We start from the raw sequence: 19,374 nt of genomic DNA, 5'->3' as shown, positions 1-19,374 counted from the left end.
GCCGTTGATACGTAGTAATAATGAAAAAAGACGAGCCGACAGTAGGGCGGCGTGTGCTCCTGCGCACCGCCGTCTTCCTCGGAGTCGCGGCCGCCGGACTGATCACCACGGGCAACGGCACCGAGGGTGGTGCACCCACGGTGCCCGGTGCACCGGGCGCGGGCGGCGCACCGGGGCCCGCCGCCGGACCCGGTCCGAACCTCGCGGCGGGCCCCGGCGGACTCCCCGGGGCGCTGCCCGAGAAGGCCTACCGGCTGCGCCCCATGACGGCGGACGCCCCCGCCCGGCCCGCGGCCGTGAAGCCGGCCGTGCGGACCCGGCCCATCCTGGAACTCCCGGCCGGCGCGGGCACCGACAGCTCCATGGTGCTCACCTTCGACGACGGACCGGACCCCCGCTACACCCCGGCCATCCTCGACACCCTCCGCCGCTACGACATGCGCGCGATGTTCTTCGTCTGCGGGGAGATGGCGACGGAGAACCGGGACCTGCTGCGCCGCATGTCCGCCGAGGGACACGTCATCGGCAACCACACCTGGACCCACCCGCACATCCCCAAGCTGAGCCGGCCCGCCCTCGCCGCAGAGATCGGCCGCACCAGCGAGATCGTGCAGCAGGTCGTCGGCGAAGCGCCGCAGTGGTTCCGGGCGCCCTACGGAGCGTGGAACCGGGCCGCCTTCGAGATCGGGGCCGAGCTGGGGATGGAGCCGCTCGCCTGGACCGTGGACAGCCTGGACTGGGAGGAGCCGGGTGTCACGACGATCGTCTCCCGGATCCTGCGCGGCGCGGGGCCCCGGGCGATCGTGCTGTCGCACGACGCGGGCGGCAACCGGTCGCAGAGCGTTCGGGCCATCGACTCCTACCTGCCCCAACTGCTCGCCCGGGGGTACCGGATGACACTGCCCACCCTGTCCGCCGTGGCGGCGCTGCACTGACGCGGGGCCGGGGCCGCGCGGCCCCGGCCCCGCCTCAGCGGGACTCCACCATCCGTGCGAAGACGACCACGTTTCCGTCGTACCCGCGGGCCTTGGAGTAACCGCCGCCGCAGGTGATCACGCGGAGTTCCGCGTGCCCGGTGTCCCCGTACACGCGAGCCCCGGGGAAGGCGTCCTTGGAGAACACCTCCACCCCGTACACCTCGAAGACGGCCGTGCGCCCGTCGTAGCGCTCCACCTCGATGTGGTTGCCCGGCTTGACCGAGCCCAGCCCGTAGAAGACCGCCGGACCCTGCGCGTTGTCCACGTGGCCCACGATCACCGCCGAGCCCCGCTGCCCCGGCGAGATGCCGTTGAGGTACCAGCCGGCGAGGTTGCGGTCCTGCGGCGGCGGTGCGTCGATCCAGCCCTCCGCGTCCAGCCCGACCGTCATCACCGGCGCGTCCACGCTGATCGTGGGAATGCGGATGCGCTGCACCGAGGAGTGCTCCAGCAACTCCATGTCCGGTGGCGGCTTCGGCGGATTCGCCGGCAACTGGTCGGCCGTCACCGCGACGGCCGAGGCCGCGGTGGGCTGGGGCGGTCCGCCGTCCATGTTCACGCCGTTCCGCACCATGGCGAGGCCGGTGAGCATGACCAGGGCGATGACGCCCCACGGTGAGCGCCTTCGTGACTGCCCTGCCTCGTCCTCGCCCATCGTTCTCCCTTCCCGACGCGGGGGTCCCGACCCGCGTTCCTGTCCCACCCCGGTACGCCCTGTTCCCCGCACGCTAAGGCCGGGGCGGCGGGTCGGCGAGGGGGGAGCGGCGAACGGGTGGCCGCGGCCGCGGGGGCGGTGGGAGGGCGCCGGAAGGGATGCGCCCATCCAGGTAATCGTCACATAAATGACTGACGGGTCGTGACCTGCGGATCCGTCAGCCAGACCGTCCGCGCTCCGGCGTGTCGCTCAACCGGGCGGCCCAAAGCCGGAAGTGCGGAGGTTGCGGGACGACCCGAGGGTTCGACGTGGGAGGCGTTCTCGTCGATCATCCGGGGCCGACGCTCCGGGGCGCTTCCCGCTGGAGGTTCCACCATGCGTGTCTTGCGCGCTCTTACCGTGACGGCGGCAGCTTGTGCCGTCCTCGGCGTCAGTGCCCCGCTCGCCTCCGCGAACCAGGACCCCGGGGGTCGGGGCGGAAACGGGGGCGGGAACGGCCCCAGCAACATCTCGGTGAACCCGTACGCCGTGCACCAGGGATCCACGATGCAGGTGAGCGCGGCGGGCTGCGGTCACGGCGGTACCGTCGCCTCGCACGGGAACTTTCCGCCCGCGAACCTGTCCGCCGGGTCGATCGGCTTCGCCACCGTGCGGGTCTTCAACCACGCCTCGCCGGGCACTCACACGCTGTCGGTCAAGTGCAACGACAGCAACCTGGTCGCCACGGCCCGCTTCCGGATCCTCCAGGGCAACCCCTCCCAGGGCGGCATCGGCGGCTCCATCGGCCCGTCCACCGCCGAGACGGCCATCGGAGCGGGCCTGGTCGGGGTCTCCGCCCTGGGAGCGGGCGCCCACGTGATGCGCCGCCGCCGTCCGCTCCGGGGACGGAGCTGACCGATCCGGCCCCCCCCGGTCAGGCACCATCGGCTCCCGCCGGTCGCCCCGAGCCCTCCCCGAGGGCCCGGGGCGACCGGCGGTGGAGGGGGCGACCTGGTGCTCAGTGACCGCGGTGGGACGCCCTGCGGCGCAGGGCGTACGCGGTGCCGCCCGCGGCGGCGAGGAAGAGGGCCGCACCCACACCGAGTTCCACCGGATCCATTCCGGCCGCGCTGCCGCCCAGGCCGCCGCGGACACCGCGGGCGGAGGTGGTGGCGAGCGGGGTCGTGACGGTGTTCGCCGCGGGCGCCGTCGCCGTGGCGGTCCTCGTGGAACTGGTGGTGGGCCTGCTCGTGCCGCCGGCGATCGTCAGGTCGGCCGAGCCCGTCTCGCCGTTGCAGGTGAAGGAGACGGAGTAGACGGCCCCGAGGCGGGCGTCCCGGTCCACGGTGGCCCGTACGCTCTGGCCGCGCGCGATGCTCACGGTGTCGAACACACCGGAGGAGGCCGTGGAGTAGGCGGCGTTGCAGCCGCTGACCGCGAGCACCACCTGGCCGCCGGGGGCGACGGTCGAGGGGGTGAGGGTGAAACCGAACGAAGTGACCTGTGGGGCCCGGGCTCCGGCCCGTGGCTGGGCCGGGGTGCCGCCCCGTGCCCCGACATGCTTCTCGGCCTGTGCTCCGGCCTGGGCCCCGGGCGGGCTCTCGGCCGTGGACGCGGCGGGCGCGCCGAGGGTTCCGAGCGTGAGTACGGCGAACGTGGCGCCGGCGCTCAGCAGGGCGGTGGCGGAGGTACGTATCGCACCCATGGTTGATTCTCCGGATCCCCGAGGAGCAGCCGCGGAACGGTTTCCGCACGTGGGGGGTCGTGCGCCTCGATGTCCGCCACGCTAGGTGCGGGTGCCGGGGCCCGCGATCAGGAACGGGCGAATGGGGCATGGTCGTAGGCCGAACCGGGGACGGGAGGTCCGTCCCCGGTTTGCCGGGCGCAGTCAGCCGCCGAGGCCGAGGTGGGAGAACTGCGTGAGGAACGGCTCGGCGGTGGCCGAGATGCCGCGGCCGAACGGCGCGTCGAAGTCCCAGATCAGGAACAGCAGGAACGCGATCAGCGCGCTGAACAGCCCGGCCAGCAGCATCTCCCGGAAGGACCGCCTGATCTGCAGGGTGAAGATCAGGCCCACTGTGACCAGCGCTCCGATGATCAGCCCGAACCAGACCACGCCCGGCATGGTGGCCCCGGCGCTCGCGCCGCGTGCGTTGCGGGCGTCGTCGGCCACCGCCACCTGGTCGACGAGCGGCTGGTAGGCCTGCCCCTCGTGGTCGGTTTGCGGCTCGTAGTCGGTGACGTCCCGGCGGATGCGCTCCAGCAGTTCCCCGCCGCGGTCGGTGAGTTCGCCCTTGTCGACCATCGCCTGCCACTCGGTGTCGACCACGTAGGTGACGTAGGCGTCCACGCCGGACCGGATCTTCGCCCGCACCTCGGCCGGGTAGACCTGGGAGCGGACGCTGATCTCGTGCAGGGCCTGCGCTTCTTGGCGTACGTGTTCCTGGGCGGCTCCGCGGCCCTCCCACACGCCCGCGATCGCCAGCCCCAGCACGATCGCGTAGATCACCCCGATCATCATCGTCATGTACTCGATGACGTCCGGGGTCTCGTTCGGATTGTCGTCCTCGCCGATCCTGCGGTGGTTGAGGAAGGCGATGGACAGCACCACGGCACAGGCCGCGGCCATCGCGAGGGACAGGACGAGCCATTCCGACAAGTGGACTCCAGATCGTTCGACGTCGGGCGGATCACCGGGGGCGCAGCGCGACGATCGCGAGCACCGCGGGAGCCGCGGTCATCAGGGTGAAGGTGACGGGCGAGATGTGGTGCTCGGCCGGTTTGCGGGTCGCCGCGCGGTACACCGGGCGGACCACCGGTTTCGGGGCGGGGGCGGCCACCGCGGGGGCCGGTGGCGGCGGCGGGGGCGGCTTCGCGGCGGGGGGTGCGGGCGGCGGCTTCGGCCGGGCCGGTGCCGGCAGGGCGGGCTTGGGCGCGGGCCCGGCCGCGGCCTTCGGCGGCGCTGACGGTGCGGGTTTCGGGGGTGGCGGCGGAGGCGGGGGCGGCACCGGATTCGGCGCGGGTTTCGGCGGTGGCACGGTGGGCTCCGGCTCGGGTGGCGGCGTGGGTTTCGGCGGCGGCTTCGGCGGCTTCGGCGGACACGGGGGCGGGGGCGGGCAGTGGGGGCGGCCATGATGCCCGCCGCCCCGCCCGTCACCACGGTGTCTTGCGTGGTCGGAGCGGTGCTCCTCACCGTGATGTCCACCACCCGGCCGCCGCCCACGGCCGTCGCCGAAGGCCACCGCGAGCACTGCGGCGGCATGCTGGCCGTCGCCGTGGCCGGTCGTCGGGTAGGCGCTGCTATCAGCCACGGCCGGGGTGGCGGCCAGGGCCGCCCACAACAGGACCGGGACCGCCAGCAGGCGCCTGGCACAGGCTCTGTTCACCCGGGGAGCATGGGCCCGCGCGCCCCCGCGCACGCGGGGCTCGGCCTCCGTTCGCCTGAACGTGTGGAGTGCGCATCGGAAAGGTTTGAGCCAGCCGTGGAGCGGTTGCAGACGAGTAAGATCATCATCCGGTCAATTCCCAAAAGGGATTTGTCGGTACCGGTCATTTGCGCCGGGGCGCCGCTGGGCGACTTTGGTGTGTGACGAAGAACGGATCGCCAATTTCCGCTTTTGCTCGCCCTGTTGGTCAATGATCAGTACATTCGGCTCGGACAGGAGTCCGACCCCGCACGGACCGCCGCAGGAACAACGCTTGGAGATCCCGATGGAGCGCCCCGCCTGGGCCCCGCCAGGCATCGACATATCGGTGCCGAGCGTGTCCCGCATCTACGATTACTACCTTGGCGGGTCCCACAATTTCGAGGTCGACCGCCAGGCGGCCCGACGTGCCATGGAATTCATGCCGGGCCTGCCCAAGATCATGCAGGCCAACCGGGCGTTCATGCGCCGTGCCGTCCGGCACGCCGTCGCCGAGGGCGTCACGCAGTTCCTCGACATCGGCTCCGGCATCCCCACCTTCGGCAACGTCCACGAGATCGCCCAGGGTGCCAGCTCCCGGGCCCGCGTGGTCTACGTGGACCACGATCCGGTGGCCGTGGCGCACAGTCAGGCCGTCCTCATGGACGACGAGGACACCGGCGTCGTCGCTGCGGACCTGCGCAGGCCGAAGGAGATCCTGGCCGCCCCCGAGGCCGGGCGGCTCCTCGACTTCGACCGCCCGGTCGCCCTGCTGCTCGTGGCCGTCCTGCACTTCCTCGAGGACGCGGACCATCCGTACGAGGCCGTGGCCGAACTGCGCGAGGCGCTGGCCCCCGGCAGTCTGCTGATCCTCACGCACGCCTCCTACGAGGGCATCCCGCTCACGGAGGAGGTCGCGGGCGGCGCCGTCGGCGTCTACCGGGACATCCGCAACCCCCTCGTCATGCGCACCGGGGAGCAGATCGGCCGCTTCTTCGACGGATTCGAGATGGTGGAGCCCGGCCTGGTGTCCATGCCCGACTGGCGCCCGGACCAGGCCGAGGGCGGGGAGGACGGCGAGACCCCGGAGGACCCCTACGCCTTCTCGGGCTATGCAGGCGTGGGACGCAAGGCGTGAGACTACCGGCACAGACGGCGGGTGCGTCGAGCACCGTTGCGGCGCCCGCGGCCGCTCCCGTACCGGCCGCGCACCCCGCGGCGCCGGACGGCGGCATCGAGGACCGAATCGCACGGTTCGCGACGATCTGGGGGCGGGCGATCTTCCCGGTCACCGCGACCTCGCTGACCCGGCCCGAGTTCGAACGGCACCTCGTGCCGCTCACCCGGACCCTCACCGAGGCCCTGCACGCCAGGCCCTTCGACGCCGCCGTCGCCCAACGGGTGGGGGCGGAACTCGTCGCCGTGCACTGCACCGACCCCGAGGCCCTGGCCGGCACCCTCGGCGTGATCGAGTCCTACCTGGTCCTCTACTGCGGCCCGGACGGACTCGAAAGCTCCGGGGTGGAAGCCACCGCCGAATACCACGCGCGCTGCGCCCGGCTCCAGCACGCCATGGCCGCCGGCTACGCCAGGGCGCTGCGCGAGCGCACCCTGAGCGAACAGGAGGCCATCGCGCGCTCCGCGCTGACCGCCCGCACCGATGCCCAGCAGGCCCTGCACGCGAGCGAGGAACGCTTCCGCGCGGTCTTCGAGGGCGCCGCCGTCGGCATCGGCATCGCCGATCTCGACGGGAACGTCCTGGAGGTCAATGACACCCTCCTGCAGATGTTCGGAGGTCTGGAGGGGCACGTCCGCAGCCGCAACGTCAGCGAGTGGGGCCACCCCGACGACACCCCCCACGTCTGGCGCATGTACGGCGAGCTGGTGCGCGGCGAGCGCGAGAGCTACCGGGTGGAGAAGCCGTACTACCGCCACGACGGGACCGTGCTCTGGACCAACCTCACGGTGTCACTCCTGCGCGACGCCGACGGAAAGCCGCAGTACCAGCTGGCGCTGATGGAGGACACCACCGAGCGCCGGCTGCTGAACCTGCGCCTGCGCTACGAGGCCACCCACGACGCCCTCACCGGACTGCCGAACCGGACGCTGTTCTTCGAGCGTCTGGAGAAGGCCCTCAGCAGTTCCGGCGGCGACCGCTACGGTCTGTGCTACCTCGACCTCGACGGCTTCAAGGCCGTCAACGACAGCCTCGGGCACTCAGCCGGCGACCGGCTTCTGGTGGAGGTCGCCGACCGGCTGCAGAGCTGCGCCACCGGCCCCGGCGAGGTCGTCGCCCGGCTCGGCGGCGACGAGTTCGTCGCGCTGACCACGGGCCCGGACACCGAGCAGGAGGTCACCGACCTCGCCGTCCGCATCCTCACGGCCCTTTCGGCGCCGATCCGCCTGGAGGGCCGGGAGCTCACGGTCCGGGGCAGCATCGGCATCGTTGAGGGCCGGGCCGGGGAGCGTACCCCCGCCGAGGTGCTGCGCAGCGCCGACATCACCATGTACCGGGCCAAGGCCGCCGGCGGAAATCGCTTCGAGTTCGCCGACGCCGAGGCCGACGCCCGCGCGATCACCCGGCATGGACTGACCAACGCGCTTCCGGCGGCTCTGGAGCGCGGCGAGTTCTTCATCGAGTACCAGCCGCTGGTCCACCTGCGGGACGGCTCGGTGCACGGTGCCGAGGCCCTGGTGCGATGGTCCCACCCGCAGTACGGGGTGCTCGGCCCCGACCGCTTCATCCCGCTCGCCGAACGGACCGGGCTGATCGTGCCCCTCGGCCGGTGGGTCCTTGAGGAGGCGGTCCGCCAGGCCCGCACATGGCAGCGGCAGCACGGGGGCTCCGCCCTGCGGATCAACGTCAACCTGTCGCCGACACAGCTCCACCACCCGGGCCTGGTCGCCGACACCGTCGCGGTGCTGGAGAATTCCGGCCTCGCCCCGGGCGCGTTGTGCCTGGAGGTTACCGAATCGGCCCTGATAGGCGCGGACGACGAACTGCTGGAGCCGCTGCGCCGCCTGGCCGAACTCGGCGTGGACATCGCCCTCGACGACTTCGGCACCGGGTACTCCAACCTGGCCAATCTGCGCCGCCTGCCGGTCAGCGTGCTCAAGCTCGACCGCTCCTTCACTCGGGGGATGCAGCAGCAGCCCGCCGACCCGGTCGACGTCAAGATCGTGGAAGGGATCGTCGCCCTGGCCCACAGCCTCGAACTCGCCGTCACCGTCGAGGGTGTGGAAACCGGTGCACAGGCTGCTCAGCTGCGGGCGCTCGGCTGCGACACCGCCCAGGGCTGGTACTACGCCCGCCCCGGCGCCCCCGACCGCATCCACGCCCTGTCCCTCTCGGACGCGGTGCCCACGCCCTCCTGACCTCTGCCCGGGCCCGCGGCGGCCCGGGCAGGGAGGTTGCTGCGGCGTCCGGCTCCGATGTGCGGCGTCCGCTCAGTCCAGTCCGGCCTCCGTCCCGCTGCCAGGGGTCCGGACGGCTTCGACGACCCTCTGGTATCGCTCGGCCGTGTCGGCCAAGACCCCCGCGGCCACCGAGAGCCGCTCCGCCTCGTACGCGTCGAGCGCCGTCTCCGTGTCGGGCCCGGCGAGAGCGGCGGACAGGGCCCGGCCGAGCGCGGCCGCGTCCTCGATGCCGGTGTTCATGCCCAGCCCGCCCGCTATCGGGTGCACGTGGGCGGCGTCACCGGCGAGCAGGACCCGGCCCTCCCGGATCCGGGTGGCCATGCGGACGTTGACCCGCCAGGAGGAGAGCCAGGTGGGGTCCTGGAGCCGGATGCCCGGTACCCGTGCGCACCGGTCGAAGATCCTCTGGAAGCTCTCCAAGGAGGGCGGCAGCGGTTCGCCGTGCTCGTCCCGCTCGGGCGACGCCTGGAGCTGGAAGGAATCCGTCCCCGGCATCGGGCAGAGCAGCATCCCGCCGCCTTCCGAGGTGAACCACTGGTGCCAGACGTCCCGGTCGATCCCCGGCGCCCTGACGTCGCCTATGACCATGGCCGGCTCCTTCTGCCCGGTCCCCTCGAAGGGGATGCCGAGCAGCTTGCGCGTGGTGCTGCGGCCGCCGTCGCACCCGGCGAGATAGCGGGCCGCGACCACGCTTCCGTCGGCCAGTTCGGCGCGCACCCCTTCCTCGTCCTGGGTGATGCCGACGAGCTCGGCCCCGTACTCCACGCGCACGCCCAGTCCGGCGAGCCGGTCGCGCAGCGCCTCCTCGATCTGCCACTGGCCGATCAGTATGCCGGCGTCCGACGGGGTGGGGGTGTCGTTGATGTGCTCGCCGTCGAAGTACTTGCGCAGGACCACCCCCGCGATGCCGGTGCTGATCAGGGGCTCGGCCAGGCCCAGCTCCCGGAAGATCGCGAGGCTGCCGGACCGGAGCCCCTTGCCCCGGGATTCGCGGTGCGGTTCCGTGCGCCGTTCGATGACGCGGACGGAGCGGCCGCGCAGGGCGAGGTCACAAGCGAGTGTCAGCCCGGTGGGGCCCGAGCCGGCGATCAGTACGTCGGTTGCCGCGGTCGCACAGGTGCGGTTCATCGGAAGTCCTCTCCTCGTCGGTGTTTCAAGGAAAGCCGCTCCCGACAGAAAATGCAACCCGGTTAAAAAACTTACCCGGTCTCATGTGTGTGTTAGGGTGTGCGCATGGAGAACACGACGGGTCTGCGCGAGAGCAAGAAGCTCCGTACGCGCCGCCAGCTGGCGGCCACGGCGCTGGAACTCTTCCTGGAGCGGGGCTTCGACACCGTGTCGGTGGCCGATGTCGCCGCGGCTGCCGAGGTGTCCAAACCCACCCTCTTCCGCTACTTCCCCACCAAGGAGGACCTGCTCCTCGACCGGTTCGCCGACCACCAGGACGAGGCGGCGCGTATCGTCCGCGACCGGCCGGCGGGCCGGTCGCCGGTCCGTGCCGTACACGACCACTTCCTGACGGCCCTCGCCGAGCGGGACCCGATCACCGGGCTCTGCGACCATCCGGAGGTCCTCGCGTTCCAGCGGCTCCTCTACTCCACGGCCAGCCTGGAATCCCGCCTGGCCCACTATGCCGACCGTGAGGTCGAGCTGCTCGCCGCCGCCCTGGAGTCGGAGTCGGCCCCGCCGCTCGCGGCCAGGCTGGCGGCCGTCCACCTCGTGGCGGTCCGCCACGAGCTGGGGCGGGAGAACTGGCAGCGGCTCGATGCCGGGCAGAGCGCCGACGAGGCCCACCCGGCCGCCGTGGCCGACGCCGACCTCGCCTTCGGCATGCTCGCGGACGGCCTCGACCGGCTCCTGCCCGCCGCCCCGCACGTCCCCGCCTGAGGCGATCCGCGCGCAAACATCCGGGCGAGGCCTCCGCCCGCCCCGGCCGCGGGGTCTGCGCCAGGGTCACGCCATCAGCATGCGCTGCAGCTCGCGTGCCGCGCGCGGCGGATCCACATCGGTGCGGTGGGCCAGTGCGATGGTCCGGCGCAGCGGCGAACCGGCCAGCGGCGTGGTCCGCAGGCCCGGGCCCGCGTTGGCCACCACCATCGCCGGGACCACCGCCACGCCCAGACCCGCCCGTGCGAGGCCCAACACCGCGTCCATCTCGCCGCCCTCCACGGTGAAGGTGGGCTCGAAGCCCTCCGCCCTGCAGGCCGCCACGGTGAGCTCGCGCAGGTCATAGCCGTGCCGGAACATCACCATCGGCTCGTCGCGCAACGCGGCGATGGTCAGCTCCCTGCCCCCGCCGGGCGCCGGAAGCTTCGTCGAAGACACCACTACCAGGTCCTCCGTCAGCAGCTCCACGGTCGTCAGGGCCGGTGCGGAGGGTGGTAGCGGCAGCGCGATCAGCGCCAGGTCCAGAGCCCCGCGCGCCAGCTCCCGTACCAGGTCGAGCGAACCGCTCTCCTCGATCAGCAGCTCGATCCCCGGATGCGCGGTGTGGAAGGCCCGCAGCACACCCGGCAGCAAACCCGTGCACACGCTCGGGGTGGCCCCCAGCCGGATCCGCCCCCGTCGCAGCTGCGCCAGTTCCTGCACCTCCAGCCGCGCCGTGTCCGCGTCCGCCAGGATCCGCCGCGCCAGCGGCAGCAGGGTCTCACCCGCGTCCGTCAGCGCGATGTTGCCCCGGGCGCGGCTGAAGAGCTCGGCCCCCAGCTCCCGCTCCAGCGCCTTGATCTGCTGGGAGAGCGATGGCTGGGCCACGTGCACCCGCTCCGCGGCCCGGGTGAAATGCCGGGTCTCCGCGACGGCGACGAAGTAGAGGAGCTGCTGAAACTGCATAGGGCCTGTCTATCAAGATGACCGACATCATGTCTTGGACCTTCCGGGGCTGCCTCCTTACCGTCGAGGGCATGGCTCTGGCACCGCGCACCCGGACGAGCGCCCCCTCGTTCTGGGGCTCCACCATCGGAAAGAAGACCGTCATGGCGGTCTCCGGGCTCATCATGCTCGGGTACCTCGCCGTGCACATGCTCGGCAACCTCAAGATCTTTTTCGGGGCGGACGAGTTCAACGGCTACGCCCACTGGCTGCGCACCCTCGGCTCGCCCTTCCTCCACTACGAGTGGGCCCTGTGGATCGTCCGCGTGGTGCTCCTCGCCGCAGTCGTCGCGCACGCCGTCTCCGCCTACCAGCTCAGCCGGCTCGACATCAGGGCCCGCCCCGTCGCGTACGTCCACAAGCGCCGCCGCGCGAGCTACGCCACCCGCACCATGCGCTGGGGCGGCGTCATCCTCGGCCTGTTCATCGTCTGGCACCTGCTGGACCTCACCACACTCACCGTCAACGAGCGCGCCTGGGCCGGCCACCCGTACGAGAACGTCCTCGCCACCTTCTCCACCTGGTACGGGAACACCATCTACATCGTGGCCATGGCCGCGCTCGGCCTGCACATCCGGCACGGCTTCTGGAGCGCGGCCCAGACCCTCGGTGCCGGCCGGGCCCGGCGCGAGCGGATGCTGAGGACCCTCGCGAACACCTTGGCCTTCGTCCTCTTCGCGGGCTTCGTGTCCGTCCCCGTCGCCGTCATGACCGGAATGGTGAACTGACCGTGAGCAGCTACGCGCACCACACCACCGGCGAGCCCATCGCCGACACCAAGGCCCCCGGGGGCCCCATCGCGGACCGCTGGGACCGGCGACGCTTCGAGGCCAAGCTCGTCAACCCCGCCAACCGCCGCAAGCACACCGTGATCGTCGTCGGCACCGGCCTGGCCGGCGGATCGGCCGGCGCGACCCTCGCCGAACAGGGTTACCGCGTCGTCCAGTTCTGCTTCTCCGACTCCCCGCGCCGGGCCCACTCCATTGCCGCGCAGGGCGGCATCAACGCCGCCAAGAATTACCGCAACGACGGCGACTCGGTGCACCGCCTCTTCTACGACACCGTCAAGGGCGGCGACTTCCGCGCCCGTGAGTCCAACGTGCACCGCCTCGCCCAGATCTCCGTCGAGATCATCGACCAGTGCGTGGCCCAGGGCGTCCCCTTCGCCCGCGAGTACGGCGGCCTCCTGGACACCCGGTCCTTCGGCGGCGTCCAGGTCTCCCGCACCTTCTACGCCCGCGGCCAGACCGGACAGCAGCTCCTTCTCGGCGCCTACCAGGCACTTTCCCGGCAGATCGCCGCCGGCAACGTCGACCTGCACGCCCGCACCGAGATGCTCGACCTGATCGTCGTCGACGGAGTGGCCCGCGGCATCGTCGCCCGCGACCTGATCACCGGCGAGATCTCCACGCACTACGCCGACGCCGTGGTGCTGGCGAGCGGTGGCTACGGCAACGTCTTCTACCTCTCCACCAACGCCATGAACTCCAACGCGACCGCCGTCTGGCGGGCGCACCGGCGCGGCGCCTACTTCGCCAACCCCTGCTTCACCCAGATCCACCCCACCTGCATCCCGCGCACCGGCGACCACCAGTCCAAGCTCACCCTCATGAGCGAGTCCCTGCGCAACGACGGCCGCATCTGGGTTCCCAGGGCCAAGGGGGACACCCGCTCCGCCGCCGACATCCCCGAGGCGGAGCGCGACTACTACCTGGAGCGGATCTACCCCTCGTTCGGCAACCTCGTGCCCCGTGACATCGCCTCCCGGGCTGCCAAGAACGTCTGCGACGAGGGCCGCGGCGTCGGGCCCGGCGGGCAGGGCGTCTACCTCGACTTCGCCGACGCCATCCGCCGCATGGGCCGTGACAAGGTCGCCGAGAAGTACGGCAACCTCTTCGAGATGTACGAGCGGATCACCGCGGAGAACCCGTATGAGGTGCCCATGCGGATCTACCCCGCCGTGCACTACACGATGGGCGGACTGTGGGTCGACTACGACCTTCAGACCACCGTCCCCGGACTGTTCGCGGTCGGCGAGGCGAACTTCTCCGACCACGGCGCCAACCGCCTCGGTGCCTCCGCCCTGATGCAGGGCCTCGCCGACGGCTATTTCGTGCTCCCCTCCACCATCAACGACTACCTGGCCCGTCACCCGCACCGCGACGCCGTCGACGACACCCACCCCGAGGCGGTGGCCGTCGTACGCGAGACCCGCGAGCGGCTGGAGAACCTCCTCGCCGTCGACGGGGACCGCACCCCCGACTCCTTCCACCGCGAGATCGGTGAACTGATGTGGGAGTACTGCGGGATGGCCCGTAGCGAACAGGGCCTGCGCAAGGCGCTGGAGCGCATCCCGCAGATCCGGGAGGAGTTCTGGCGCCGCATCAAGGTCCCCGGGAGCGGAGAGGAGTTCAACCAGTCGCTGGAGAAGGCCAACCGCATCGTCGACTACCTCGAACTCGCCGAGCTGATGTGCCTCGACGCGCTCCACCGCGCCGAATCCTGCGGAGGCCACTTCCGCGAGGAGTCCCAGACCCCGGACGGCGAGGCGGCCCGCCAGGACGAGGCCTTCGGCTATGCCGCCGCCTGGGAGTTCACCGCCACCGGCACCGCCCCCGTCCTGCACAAGGAAGACCTTGTCTTCGAGTACGTCCACCCCACCCAGCGGAGCTACGCATGAAGCTCACCCTGCGCGTCTGGCGCCAGCGCGGCGCCGCCGCCCCCGGCCACATGGCCTCCTACGAGGTCGACGGGATCTCCGAGGACATGTCCTTCCTGGAGATGCTCGACACCCTCAACGAGGACCTCATCCTGCGCGGTGAGGATCCGGTCGCCTTCGACCACGACTGCCGCGAGGGCATCTGCGGTGCCTGCAGCCTCGTCATCAACGGCGACGCCCACGGTCCGGAGCGCACCACCACCTGCCAGCTCCACATGCGGTCCTTCGCCGACGGCGACACCATCGACGTCGAGCCCTGGCGGGCCGCGGCCTTTCCCGTGGTCAAGGACTTGGTCGTCGACCGGGGTGCCTTCGACCGGATCATCCAAGCCGGCGGCTACATCACCGCTCCCACCGGCTCGGCCCCCGAGGCCCACGCCACCGCAGTGCCCAAGGCCGACGCCGACTTCGCCTTCGAGCACGCCGAGTGCATCGGCTGCGGCGCGTGCGTGGCGGCGTGCCCCAACGGCTCGGCGATGCTGTTCACCTCCGCCAAGGTCAACCACCTCAACGTCCTCCCGCAGGGCTCGCCGGAGCGGGAGACCCGCGTCCTGGACATGGTGGCTCGTATGGACGAGGAGGGCTTCGGCGGGTGCACCCTCACCGGCGAGTGCGCCACGGCCTGCCCGAAGGGCATCCCGCTCCCGTCGATCGCCGCCATGAACAAGGAGTGGCTGCGGGCCGTCCGCAAGGGTCCCCGCTGACCCGTCCGGCCGCACCCCACGGCGCAGGAGCCCGGCCGGCCCGGGGTCCTGCGCCGATCGGCTGACCGGGCGGGCGGCTGCCGTGCCGTGCCCCGGCGGCGCCCTGGGCATGGGACACAGTGGCTCCATGCCAGAAGCCGCCGCCAGGACCGGACCACGCCGCAGAGCCGTACTGGCCGCCGCCCTTGCGCCGCTGTCCGCGGCCGGCTGCTCCGACGGGGAAGCGCCCCGCGGCCCGGCACCTGGGCCGCAGACCGCGCACAAGGACGCTGTGATCATGGTCATCCGGCACGCGGAGAAGCCGTACGCCGGGGACTCCGGCTGGGACGAGGACGGCGAGGACGACCCCGGCTCGCTGGCCGGTCGGGGCTGGCGCCGGGCCGAGGAACTGCCCCGGCTCTTCTCGCCGTCCAGGGGCTCCTCGCTGCCCCGACCCGCCGCGGTCTTCGCCGCCGGCGGCAAGGGCGGAGCCCCCGCCCGGTGTCGGCAGACCGTGTCCGCGCTGGCCACCGCACTGCGCACGCCGGTGCGGGCGGAGTTCGCCGTCGGCGCCGAAGCGGCCCTCGCGCACGCCGCGCTGGCCGGACCCATGCCCGTACTCGTCTGCTGGGAGCACGCCGGGATTCCCCGCCTGGTGCGGGCCCTGGGCGCCGGCCAGGTCCTCGGACTTCCAGCGACCTGGCCCGACCGCTACGACCTGGTCTGGCAGTTCACCCGCCGCGGGGGGCGGTGGAGCTTCCGCGAACTGCCCCAGCAGCTCCTGTCCGGTGACGCCTGAGCTTCACGGGTACCGGTACAGCTCGTTCCCGTCGGCATCCAAGGGGAGGACCGGGTCGCCGTTCGGCCCGACCACGAGTACGTCCGCGTGGTGCTGCAGCTCGAACGGCTGGTCGGGCACACTGCTGCCTGTCCAGGGCCGGTCCGCGTACCCGAGCCCACGGTCACGACCGTGACCCTCGCCCCGCGGCTCCAGCCAGTCGCTCCAGCCGTACGGTTCGATGAAGAGCCCCAGCCGTCTCCGGAGCACGCACGCCCCTATCCGGCCGCTCCGGTGCGGTTCGCGAGGGCCCGGGCCAGGTACGGAGCCGTCCGGCTGCCCGGTGAACCGGCCACCTCCTCCGGCGTGCCCGCGGCGATGATCCGGCCGCCGTCCGCGCCGCCGCCCGGACCCAGGTCGATCACCCAGTCCGCGCCCGCCACCACGCCCATGTCGTGCTCCACGACCACCACCGAGTGCCCGGCGTCCACCAGTCCGTGCAGCTGCCGCAGCAGCACGCGCACGTCGGCCGGGTGCAGCCCCGTCGTCGGCTCGTCCAGCAGGTACAGCGTGTGGTCCCGGCGCAGTCGCTGGAGCTCCGTCGCCAGCTTGATCCGTTGCGCCTCGCCGCCCGACAGCTCCGTGGCCGGCTGCCCCAGCCGCAGGTAGCCCAGCCCGATCTCCTCCAGTGCCCGCAGACTGCGCGCCGCCGCCGGGACGTCCGCGAAGAACCGGGCGGCGGACTCCACCGTCAGCGCCAGCACCTCTGCGATGTCCAGGCCCCCGTACCGGACCTCCAGTGTCTCGGGGTTGTACCGCGCCCCGCCGCAGTCCGGGCACGGGGCGTACGTACTCGGCAGGAACAGCAGTTCCACCGAGACGAAGCCCTCGCCCTGGCACGTCTCGCACCGGCCGCCTGCCACGTTGAAGGAGAACCGGCCCGCCCTCCAGCCGCGCGCCCTCGCCTCCGGGGCCTGTGTGAAGAGCCTCCGCACTACGTCGAACAGGCCGGTGTACGTGGCCAGGTTGGAGCGGGGGGTCCGGCCGATCGGCTTCTGGTCCACCTCCACCAACCGCCGTACGGGGAAGCCGGGCCCGGAGATCCGCCCGCCCACCTCCCGGGCCAGTGCCTGGCCCACCAGCGTGGACTTCCCCGAACCCGACGCCCCGGTCACGGCGGTGAACACCCCGAGCGGGAAGGCCACCTCCAGATTGCGCAGGTTGTGCCGGTCCACCCCGCTCAGGAGCACCTCCCCGGTCGGCCTGCGCAGCTCCCGGACGGGCTCCGCCGGCTCCTGCGCCGGGAACAGGTGCCGGGCCGTCGCCGACTCCGCCACGCCGGCCAGGGCCGCGGGCGGCCCGCTGTGCAGCACCCGCCCGCCACGCTCGCCGCCGAGCGGCCCCACGTCCACCAGCCAGTCCGCGTGCCGCACCACGTCCAGATGGTGCTCGACGACGAAGACGGTGTTCCCGGCCTGCTTCAACCGGTCCAGTACGCCGAGCAGGGCCTCGGTGTCGGCCGGATGCAGCCCGGCAGACGGCTCGTCCAGCACGTACACCACGCCGAACAGCCCCGACCGCAGCTGTGTGGCCAGCCGCAGCCGCTGCAGCTCGCCCGCGGACAGGGTCGGCGCGGTCCGGTCCAGGCTCAGGTAGCCGAGGCCGAGTTCCATGACGGGCCCGATCCGCGCACGCAGGTCGTCGGTGAGGACGCGCGCCGCCTCCCCGCCCACGGGCGCGGAGGCGAGCAGGGCGTCCAGATCCGTCAGCGCCAGCGCGGCGAGCTCGGCGATGGTCCGCCCCGCGAAGGTGACGGCGAGGGCTTCCGGGCGCAGTCGGAGCCCCTCGCACTTCGGACACGGCGCGTCGGCGAGGAACGTCTCGGCACGGGCCCGCAGGGTGGCGCTCCTGCTGTCGGAGAAGGTGCGCAGGACGTACCGGCGTGCGCTCATGTACGTTCCCTGATAGGGCCGTTGGATCCGGTCCGCGTCGCGCACCGGGTGTACGGTCACCACCGGCTGCTCCTCGGTGAACAGGATCCACTCGCGGTCCTTCGCGGGCAGCTCCCGCCACGGCCGGTCCACGTCGTGGCCGAGCGTCTCCAGGATGTCCCGGAGGTTCTTGCCCTGCCAGGCGCCCGGCCAGGCGGCGATGGCACCCTCGCGGATCGACAGCCCGGGGTCGGGGACCAGCAGCTCCTCGCTGGTGCGGTGGATCCGGCCGAGCCCGTGGCAGGAAGGGCAGGCTCCGACGGCCGTGTTGGGCGAGAACGCGTCCGAGTCCAGCCGCCGCGCACCCGGCGGATACGTACCGGCCCGGGAGAACAGCATCCGCAGGGAGTTGGACAGCAGCGTGACCGTACCGACCGAGGAGCGCGAGCCGGGTGAGGAGCGGCGCTGCTCCAGCGACACCGCGGGCGGCAGCCCGGTGACGGAATCCACCTTCGGGGCGCCGATCTGGTGGATGAGGCGGCGGGCGTACGGAGCCACGGACTCGAAGTACCGGCGCTGGGCCTCGGCGTACAGGGTGCCGAAGGCGAGCGAGCTCTTCCCGGATCCGGACACCCCGGTGAACACGGTCAGCGCGTCGCGGGGGATGTCCACGTCGACGCCGCGCAGGTTGTGCTCCCGAGCCCCCCGCACCCGTACGCAGGGGTCGTGGCCGTGGTCGGTGCGGGCTTCGGTGGACTGGTGCATTCGCCCCAGTTTACGGGCCCTTGTGGGTGGGGGAGGCCAGGAGTGGGGCCGGGTGGCCGCGCCCACCGTCGAGGATGCCTCAGACAGTCGAGCGGGTTGCGCCCCGGCCCTGTGTCGTTCCGCCCGACAGGCTCCTCGCACCGCTGGTCCGGCTGTCTGCGCTCCCCGATTCCCACCCCGGGGGGCCCGCGATACGGGCCAGGCGCGTGTACGAGTCCAGCAGGGCCGTCCGGTCGTACGTCGAGGTGGTGACCAGCAGCTCGTCCGCCCCGGTGAGTTCTGCGATCTCGGACAGCTCGGCCGCCACCCGGTCCTCCGTCCCGTGGATATGCCCGGCGAGGGCGCGCTCGTACAGGTCCCGCTCCCTCGGGCTCATCTCCAAGGACTCGATCTCCTCGGCCGGACGGAGTGCGGGGAAGCTGCCCCGGGTGCGGGAGTACGCGGTGGACCAGGCCTCCGGGAGCAGGATGCGCCGGGCCTCCTCGGTGGTGGCCGCGACGGCCACCGCGCCCGAGACCACGACGTACGGCTCCGCGGCCCGCGCGGAGGGCCGGAACTCCTTCCGGTAGGCCGTCACGATCCCGGCGACCCGCTCGCGGTCGCGCAGGTCGCCCACGACCAGCGGCAGGCCCGCCCGGGCGGCGATCCCCGCACCCTCACCCGTGGCCAGTACGTACGCGGGTATCCGCAGCCCTTCCGCCGGGCGGGCGTGCACCCCGGGGTAGGCCCGCTGGGTGCCTTCGAACCAGCCGAGGAGCTCGAAGAGCTGCTCCTCGAAGCGGTCGGCGTCCCCGGTGTCCCGGCCCAGGGCGCGCCGGATGCCGCTCGTGAAGCCGACCGAGCGGCCGAGCCCCATGTCGATCCGGCCGGGGAAGAGCGATTCCAGTACGCCGAACTGCTCCGCGACCACGAGGGGCTGGTGGTTGGGCAGCATGACCCCGCCCGTGCCGACCCGGATCCGGTCCGTCGCCCCGGCGACCGCGGCGGCCAGCACGGTCGGTGCCGAGCCCGCGGCGCCGGGCACGCTGTGGTGCTCCGACACCCAGAAGCGGTGGTAGCCGAGCCCCTCCGCTGCCCGGGCCAGCGCGACGGTGTCGCGCAGGGCCTGCGGGGCCGGGTGGTCCTGGCGGGTGCGCGACCGGTCGAGTATCGAGAGTTTTCGGATCACATAGGTCTCAACGCCCGGGGGCCGGGT

18 protein-coding genes are annotated in these 19,374 nt (G+C 72.3%); 9 read left to right on the top strand and 9 right to left on the bottom strand.

Annotated features, from left to right (window positions below; genetic code table 11):
* The first annotated feature begins 20 nt into the window (after positions 1 to 20).
* A complete protein-coding gene (locus tag ACFW2G_RS07775) occupies positions 21 to 935 on the top strand; it encodes a polysaccharide deacetylase family protein (RefSeq protein WP_384445166.1) in 915 nt (304 codons plus the stop codon).
* Positions 936 to 969: 34 nt separating this feature from the next.
* Here ACFW2G_RS07775 and ACFW2G_RS07770 read toward each other — a convergent pair whose 3' ends face one another.
* Positions 970 to 1,632, bottom strand: a complete 663-nt coding sequence (locus tag ACFW2G_RS07770) for a class F sortase (protein ID WP_037916520.1) — start codon at positions 1,630 to 1,632, stop codon at positions 970 to 972.
* Between the two features lie 375 nt (positions 1,633 to 2,007).
* Between ACFW2G_RS07770 and ACFW2G_RS07765 the strand changes: the two genes are divergently transcribed.
* Positions 2,008 to 2,526: a hypothetical protein gene (locus ACFW2G_RS07765; protein WP_384445164.1), complete on the top strand. Its 519-nt coding sequence runs from the start codon at positions 2,008 to 2,010 to the stop codon at positions 2,524 to 2,526.
* Positions 2,527 to 2,629: 103 nt separating this feature from the next.
* On the opposite strand, the gene ACFW2G_RS07760 is transcribed toward ACFW2G_RS07765, so the two are convergent.
* The 3 genes from ACFW2G_RS07760 to ACFW2G_RS07750 all read right to left on the bottom strand — a co-directional run bounded on the left by ACFW2G_RS07760 (position 2,630) and on the right by ACFW2G_RS07750 (position 4,451).
* Positions 2,630 to 3,316, bottom strand: a complete 687-nt coding sequence (locus ACFW2G_RS07760) for a hypothetical protein (RefSeq protein WP_384445162.1) — start codon at positions 3,314 to 3,316, stop codon at positions 2,630 to 2,632.
* Between the two features lie 183 nt (positions 3,317 to 3,499).
* The gene (locus tag ACFW2G_RS07755; RefSeq protein WP_384584901.1) at positions 3,500 to 4,270 is read right to left on the bottom strand and encodes a hypothetical protein; all 771 of its coding nucleotides are present in this window, start codon (positions 4,268 to 4,270) and stop codon (positions 3,500 to 3,502) included.
* Between the two features lie 31 nt (positions 4,271 to 4,301).
* Positions 4,302 to 4,451: a hypothetical protein gene (locus ACFW2G_RS07750; RefSeq protein ID WP_157840166.1), complete on the bottom strand. Its 150-nt coding sequence runs from the start codon at positions 4,449 to 4,451 to the stop codon at positions 4,302 to 4,304.
* A gap of 871 nt (positions 4,452 to 5,322) precedes the next feature.
* Between ACFW2G_RS07750 and ACFW2G_RS07745 the strand changes: the two genes are divergently transcribed.
* Both ACFW2G_RS07745 and ACFW2G_RS07740 read left to right on the top strand, forming a co-directional pair.
* Entirely contained in the window at positions 5,323 to 6,153 is an 831-nt protein-coding gene (locus ACFW2G_RS07745; protein WP_037918130.1) for an SAM-dependent methyltransferase, read from the top strand.
* A gap of 95 nt (positions 6,154 to 6,248) precedes the next feature.
* Positions 6,249 to 8,390 (top strand): putative bifunctional diguanylate cyclase/phosphodiesterase, encoded by a 2,142-nt coding sequence (locus ACFW2G_RS07740; protein ID WP_384445361.1) that lies wholly within the window; start codon positions 6,249 to 6,251, stop codon positions 8,388 to 8,390.
* Positions 8,391 to 8,462: 72 nt separating this feature from the next.
* On the opposite strand, the gene ACFW2G_RS07735 is transcribed toward ACFW2G_RS07740, so the two are convergent.
* A complete protein-coding gene (locus tag ACFW2G_RS07735; RefSeq protein ID WP_384584904.1) occupies positions 8,463 to 9,560 on the bottom strand; it encodes an FAD-dependent monooxygenase in 1,098 nt (365 codons plus the stop codon).
* Positions 9,561 to 9,665: 105 nt separating this feature from the next.
* Here ACFW2G_RS07735 and ACFW2G_RS07730 point away from each other — a divergent pair, with 105 nt between their 5' ends.
* A complete protein-coding gene (locus tag ACFW2G_RS07730) occupies positions 9,666 to 10,319 on the top strand; it encodes a TetR/AcrR family transcriptional regulator (protein WP_037916532.1) in 654 nt (217 codons plus the stop codon).
* A gap of 66 nt (positions 10,320 to 10,385) precedes the next feature.
* On the opposite strand, the gene ACFW2G_RS07725 is transcribed toward ACFW2G_RS07730, so the two are convergent.
* Positions 10,386 to 11,264 (bottom strand): LysR family transcriptional regulator, encoded by an 879-nt coding sequence (locus ACFW2G_RS07725; protein WP_384445155.1) that lies wholly within the window; start codon positions 11,262 to 11,264, stop codon positions 10,386 to 10,388.
* Positions 11,265 to 11,335: 71 nt separating this feature from the next.
* Between ACFW2G_RS07725 and ACFW2G_RS07720 the strand changes: the two genes are divergently transcribed.
* From ACFW2G_RS07720 to ACFW2G_RS07705, 4 genes are all read left to right on the top strand, one after another.
* On the top strand, positions 11,336 to 12,031 hold the full coding sequence (locus ACFW2G_RS07720) for a succinate dehydrogenase (protein WP_384445153.1): 696 nt from the start codon (positions 11,336 to 11,338) through the stop codon (positions 12,029 to 12,031).
* Positions 12,032 to 12,033: 2 nt separating this feature from the next.
* Positions 12,034 to 13,983, top strand: coding sequence for a fumarate reductase/succinate dehydrogenase flavoprotein subunit (locus ACFW2G_RS07715; RefSeq protein WP_037916538.1), 1,950 nt, complete (start codon positions 12,034 to 12,036; stop codon positions 13,981 to 13,983).
* A complete protein-coding gene (locus ACFW2G_RS07710; protein WP_037916539.1) occupies positions 13,980 to 14,726 on the top strand; it encodes a succinate dehydrogenase/fumarate reductase iron-sulfur subunit in 747 nt (248 codons plus the stop codon). Before ACFW2G_RS07715 ends, ACFW2G_RS07710 begins: the two co-directional genes overlap by 4 nt.
* A 127-nt stretch (positions 14,727 to 14,853) precedes the next feature.
* On the top strand, positions 14,854 to 15,504 hold the full coding sequence (locus tag ACFW2G_RS07705) for a hypothetical protein (RefSeq protein WP_384584907.1): 651 nt from the start codon (positions 14,854 to 14,856) through the stop codon (positions 15,502 to 15,504).
* A gap of 3 nt (positions 15,505 to 15,507) precedes the next feature.
* On the opposite strand, the gene ACFW2G_RS07700 is transcribed toward ACFW2G_RS07705, so the two are convergent.
* The 3 genes from ACFW2G_RS07700 to ACFW2G_RS07690 form a co-directional block, all read right to left on the bottom strand.
* Positions 15,508 to 15,753, bottom strand: a complete 246-nt coding sequence (locus tag ACFW2G_RS07700) for a hypothetical protein (protein WP_384445148.1) — start codon at positions 15,751 to 15,753, stop codon at positions 15,508 to 15,510.
* An 8-nt stretch (positions 15,754 to 15,761) separates the two neighbouring features.
* Complete coding sequence (locus ACFW2G_RS07695) at positions 15,762 to 18,179, bottom strand: ABC transporter (protein ID WP_384445146.1); 2,418 nt, start codon at positions 18,177 to 18,179, stop codon at positions 15,762 to 15,764.
* Positions 18,180 to 18,258: 79 nt separating this feature from the next.
* Entirely contained in the window at positions 18,259 to 19,347 is a 1,089-nt protein-coding gene (locus ACFW2G_RS07690; RefSeq protein WP_384584910.1) for an LLM class flavin-dependent oxidoreductase, read from the bottom strand.
* Between the last annotated feature and the right edge of the window lie 27 nt (positions 19,348 to 19,374).

Origin of the sequence: Streptomyces sp. NPDC058880, assembly GCF_042742535.1 — a bacterium.
Taxonomy (GTDB): domain Bacteria; phylum Actinomycetota; class Actinomycetes; order Streptomycetales; family Streptomycetaceae; genus Streptomyces.
Note: the sequence above shows the minus strand (reverse complement) of the source record. Positions and strands in the feature narration are given on the sequence as shown.

Bases quoted from the DNA above. Each gene is read 5' to 3' on its own strand.
- ACFW2G_RS07725 (WP_384445155.1), bottom strand. From the start codon at position 11,264: ATGCAGTTTCAGCAGCTCCTCTACTTCGTCGCCGTCGCGGAGACCCGG.
- ACFW2G_RS07765 (WP_384445164.1), top strand. From the start codon at position 2,008: ATGCGTGTCTTGCGCGCTCTTACCGTGACGGCGGCAGCTTGTGCCGTC.
- ACFW2G_RS07735 (WP_384584904.1), bottom strand. From the start codon at position 9,560: ATGAACCGCACCTGTGCGACCGCGGCAACCGACGTACTGATCGCCGGC.
- ACFW2G_RS07720 (WP_384445153.1), top strand. From the start codon at position 11,336: ATGGCTCTGGCACCGCGCACCCGGACGAGCGCCCCCTCGTTCTGGGGC.
- ACFW2G_RS07710 (WP_037916539.1), top strand. From the start codon at position 13,980: ATGAAGCTCACCCTGCGCGTCTGGCGCCAGCGCGGCGCCGCCGCCCCC.
- ACFW2G_RS07775 (WP_384445166.1), top strand. From the start codon at position 21: ATGAAAAAAGACGAGCCGACAGTAGGGCGGCGTGTGCTCCTGCGCACC.
- ACFW2G_RS07730 (WP_037916532.1), top strand. From the start codon at position 9,666: ATGGAGAACACGACGGGTCTGCGCGAGAGCAAGAAGCTCCGTACGCGC.
- ACFW2G_RS07705 (WP_384584907.1), top strand. From the start codon at position 14,854: ATGCCAGAAGCCGCCGCCAGGACCGGACCACGCCGCAGAGCCGTACTG.
- ACFW2G_RS07695 (WP_384445146.1), bottom strand. From the start codon at position 18,179: ATGCACCAGTCCACCGAAGCCCGCACCGACCACGGCCACGACCCCTGC.
- ACFW2G_RS07760 (WP_384445162.1), bottom strand. From the start codon at position 3,316: ATGGGTGCGATACGTACCTCCGCCACCGCCCTGCTGAGCGCCGGCGCC.
- ACFW2G_RS07770 (WP_037916520.1), bottom strand. From the start codon at position 1,632: ATGGGCGAGGACGAGGCAGGGCAGTCACGAAGGCGCTCACCGTGGGGC.
- ACFW2G_RS07745 (WP_037918130.1), top strand. From the start codon at position 5,323: ATGGAGCGCCCCGCCTGGGCCCCGCCAGGCATCGACATATCGGTGCCG.